Source organism: Aquiflexum sp. (assembly GCF_041749095.1).
GTDB lineage: Bacteria > Bacteroidota > Bacteroidia > Cytophagales > Cyclobacteriaceae > Aquiflexum.
Genome location: NZ_JBGTCA010000594.1, coordinates 1 through 3,937, shown reverse-complemented (window position 1 = coordinate 3,937; position 3,937 = coordinate 1). Strand labels below are relative to the sequence as shown.

Sequence of the window (3,937 nt, the reverse complement as noted above, 5' to 3'; positions counted from 1 at the left end):
AAGAAGCTCCTGCAGTAGTATTGTCACCATACGAATTGGCAGAAGGGGTAAAGCTATACCCGCCACGGGGTACAGGCCCAATATCCAGTTTATTTCTCCATTCTGCTGATAGGGCCAGACTTAGTGGATGTCTTATCAATGAATGTTTGTAATCTGATTGACCATATTGCCATTTGGATTGATCGGGGCCGAGTTTATTTTCAAGTTCAGTCAGAGCCAATTCAAAACAATGCTTTAGAAACTCATTCCTTTCTTGGATTGGATTATTCTTGAATATTTTGGAAGGATCTTCCATCCAGGATAAAACCTTGGTCAATTGGATAGATCCTACCCAAGGCAGAGCCTCTTTGGGAACAACCACGTTTTTAATCTCAGACCTTATCTTCCTTTCCCACATGACATAGATTCCCGCCGCCACCGAATTTTTGTCCAATTTATAATCCCAGTCTTTCAGTAAAGCTTGGGCTGAATTGGCAGTTCTTGACCCGAAGTCAATATTTGTGAGATAAGGAACCAAATTTCTAGCAGGTAGTGCCAGATAGTCATTTTGCAAAGCACCCATTTGATCCAAAGTGAAATCTTTTCCTAGCCCCAGCACTTCCCTGACCCTGTCTCCCCTAAATGCATCCGCCCATTCGTAGCCCAAAGCATTGGTTTCTTTATAATCTTTAGGCGTTACATTTTCATTGGAAGTTGCAATAAAGCCTTCTTCAGGATTAAGGTCATTTGGTCTTAGTTCAATAGGAAGATATCCATCCCATTCCATACTGCCATCTCCCAAGGTTGCCACCAATCCCGAGAACCCATTTCTAATCGGAGCAATTCCAGTAGCTTGCCATCCGATATTTCCTTCCTTATCTGCCCAAACCATGTTTTCTGCGGGAATATGATTGTAGGTACAGGCATCTTTGAACTCTTCCCATGTTTTGGATTGGTCCATTCTCAGGCTTGCGAGGTATGGTGCACCTCCAGGTTCAAGCCAGGCACATTGCACTGCCACTGCTTTGTGAAGTGTGCTATCAATAAATGTAACAGGACCATGTACGGTGTAGTAATGAGTTACATGTTGATCAGGACGGTTTTTCACTTTTATAGTATCATCTATAGTTTTCATGTCCAGCCATTGTCCTTTGTGATAATATTGAAAAGGGTTTTCCGGATGGATATCATAAATCTTCATATCTTCATTATCAGTCTCAAAAATAGTCAATCCCCATGCACCGAATTGGTTATGGCCAATCGAAATTCCAGGAATTACAGGTTCACCTCCTCCGACCACATCCCACCCCGGTGCATGAAGGTGCACCCAATACCGCAGTGAGGGAACAGCATGTAATCTATGAGGATCGTTTGCCATGATGGGATACCCGCTTTCTGTAAGCTTTCCCCTGACCACCCAATTATTGCTGCCGATGGAAAATTTTTCATGCTCCAAGGTTTCCTCAATATCTGTTTCAAATTCTTTCAACTCAGATAAAAATGTAAGTGATTCGTTCCTATTGTTTTCATGAATATCCTCAGGAAGGAAAACAACCCCTTTTCGAAAAGCATTGTAAGGGGCTAAGATATCCTTGAACAACAATTCTTTTGGAATGGAGGAGGGGATATCCAAAATGGGGGTTTGAGGATGGAAATAGTAGATTTCATTGGCCTTTTCAGCACCGATAAGGCTAACCACACGGCTATAGGACAATTCATCTTTGACATTTTCCAAAAGACCCTGATGTCTTGAAATCACTACTTCCCATGTCCAATAGCCAGGAAGAATATCAAGAAGCTTGAATTCAACGGGCAGTAATTCGGGATTGTCAAGAACTTCCTTGATATAGGTATTGATGCCATCAACGAAAGCATCCACTATACTTTCCCCACGAGTATGGTAATGATTGAGTTCGGTTGCTTTATCACCCCTGAATTTGAATAATCGGACACCTTTATCCCTTTCAAGTTCTCTTTCTCCTAGTATTTCTGCCAAGGTTCCTGTTGCCCGTCTTCTCCAGATTTCAAATTGGAACAATCGGTCTTTGGCTGCCAGATATCCCTGACTGAAAAAAAGGTCATGCTCATTGTTGGCGTAGATGTGATTAATACCGTTCTCGTCACGAATGACTTCCACTTCTTCCTGAAGGCCATCTATTACCGGATTATGGGACCTGGAGTCACACCCAATGGATGAAAGGAAGACAATGAATAAGAAAATGGATATGGGGAATTTTGGTTCTTTATGAAGATTTTGAAATGGGTGAGAAAGAATCATTATTTTTAAAATCGGAAAATGATGTTTAGGTACTTTTTTAATTCAAACCAATAATTTCGAAAAAAAACCGAACCCTTCAACAAGTTTTGGACAAACGGTAAAAACAGATGGATATATTTTTTGAAATTGCTTTTTCAAACCAAAACCAAAAAACAATGAAAAAACTATCTTTCCTTATTTTAGCGGCCTTTTGCTTAGGGGCATGTCAGGGTCCCCAACAAGAAGAAAAAATTATAGAAAAAGAAACAGAAATGAAAATCACCAAAATGGATAAAGCATTAAGACATGTGGTCTTGTTCAAATTCAAGGATGAGGCCAGTGAAGAAGATATCAAAAAAGTGGAGAATGCATTTTTGGCTTTACCTTCAAAAATCAAGGAAATACAATCAATCGAGTGGGGCACCAACAATAGCCCGGAAGGTTTGGATCAGGGATTCACACACTGCTTTTTTCTGACTTTTGCGTCCGAAGAAGATCGTGCAGTTTATTTACCCCATCCAGACCATAAAGCATTCGGTTCATTACTCGGATCTCATTTGGACAAAGTCTTAGTGGTAGATTATTGGGCAAAGAATTAGGGATTAAAATTCAATCCCTAATTTTTTTTATTTCATAGGTAGTTGACTGTTTGACCTGCCTCCGGATTCCGCTACATCAATCACCTCAAACACCACATATTCACTGGCACCTCTCCATGGCAGAGGGTTGAGATATTCTTTATAGCGGAGTTCCACAAATTTTCCGCCGGCCCTTTCCAATTGAACTGCTACCTCATCTCCTTTTGCACTGAATCTGAATTCATTGCTCTGAAGGGCACCTGCAGTAGGGCTTTGGAAGCCATCCTGCACGACTCTTCCCTCCCAGGTTTTGAATACATAACCTTTTTTCTCGAAATAATTGAGAGTGCCTCCCTTGATTCCAGTGCTAAAGACAAAGAAATACCGCCAATATACTACTCCTGCCAGTATGACAATAATGACGAAAATGCTGATCTTGACGTATTTGTTCATATTTTGAATCGTTGAAACTTACCTAGAAGTAAGTAGATAAAAGTATTGAAATTGAGAATGTCATCCACAATTTGACATATTTAATGCAATAAAACAATATTTTAAAAGATAGATGGAAAATACAATTTCTTGAACCATTGATTTTATTTAATCCACTTGCCAAATCCATTTTCCATACCCCTCTTTTTCCATGTCTTTTTTGGGTATAAACTTCATCGCAGCGGAATTCATGCAATACCTTAGATTGGTTGGATTTGGTCCATCGTTAAAAACATGACCGAGATGGGAATCCCCGGGCTTACTTCTTACTTCTACCCTCATCATCCCCATAGAACTGTCAACGGGTTTGTCTATCAATCTGGCATCGATAGGTTTTGTGAAGCTTGGCCAGCCGGAATAAGATTCATACTTGTCAGAAGAACTGAATAGAGGTGCCCCGGAAATAATACAGACGTAAATGCCATCTTCCTTATTTCCATTGTACTCATTAGAAAATGCCCTTTCTGTGGCCTCATGCATTGTAACCTCATACTGTAGCTTCGTCAGCCTTTTTTTAATTTCTGCATCAGAAGGTTTTTTGTATTGGTCTTCAAGGTTAACAGGCCAATGTTTGGCTATAAAGGCATCTCTTCCTGAACCTTTTCTATATGCATAATATTCGGTTGGGTTC

General features: G+C 40.3%; 4 protein-coding genes. 1 reads left to right on the top strand and 3 read right to left on the bottom strand.

The genetic code is table 11. The features are described from left to right. The coding region (locus tag ACEW8O_RS26620) for a penicillin acylase family protein (protein WP_373497668.1) at positions 1-2,257 on the bottom strand (2,257 nt) is incomplete at its 3' end. A 155-nt stretch (positions 2,258-2,412) separates the two neighbouring features. Here ACEW8O_RS26620 and ACEW8O_RS26615 point away from each other — a divergent pair. After that, complete coding sequence (locus ACEW8O_RS26615) at positions 2,413-2,835, top strand: Dabb family protein (RefSeq protein ID WP_373497667.1); 423 nt, start codon at positions 2,413-2,415, stop codon at positions 2,833-2,835. Positions 2,836-2,862: 27 nt separating this feature from the next. Here ACEW8O_RS26615 and ACEW8O_RS26610 read toward each other — a convergent pair whose 3' ends face one another. Then, positions 2,863-3,267, bottom strand: a complete 405-nt coding sequence (locus ACEW8O_RS26610; RefSeq protein ID WP_373497666.1) for a hypothetical protein — start codon at positions 3,265-3,267, stop codon at positions 2,863-2,865. Between the two features lie 147 nt (positions 3,268-3,414). Further along, positions 3,415-3,937, bottom strand: a 523-nt coding sequence (gene msrB, locus ACEW8O_RS26605) for a peptide-methionine (R)-S-oxide reductase MsrB (RefSeq protein WP_373497665.1), incomplete at its 5' end; no start/stop codon positions are given.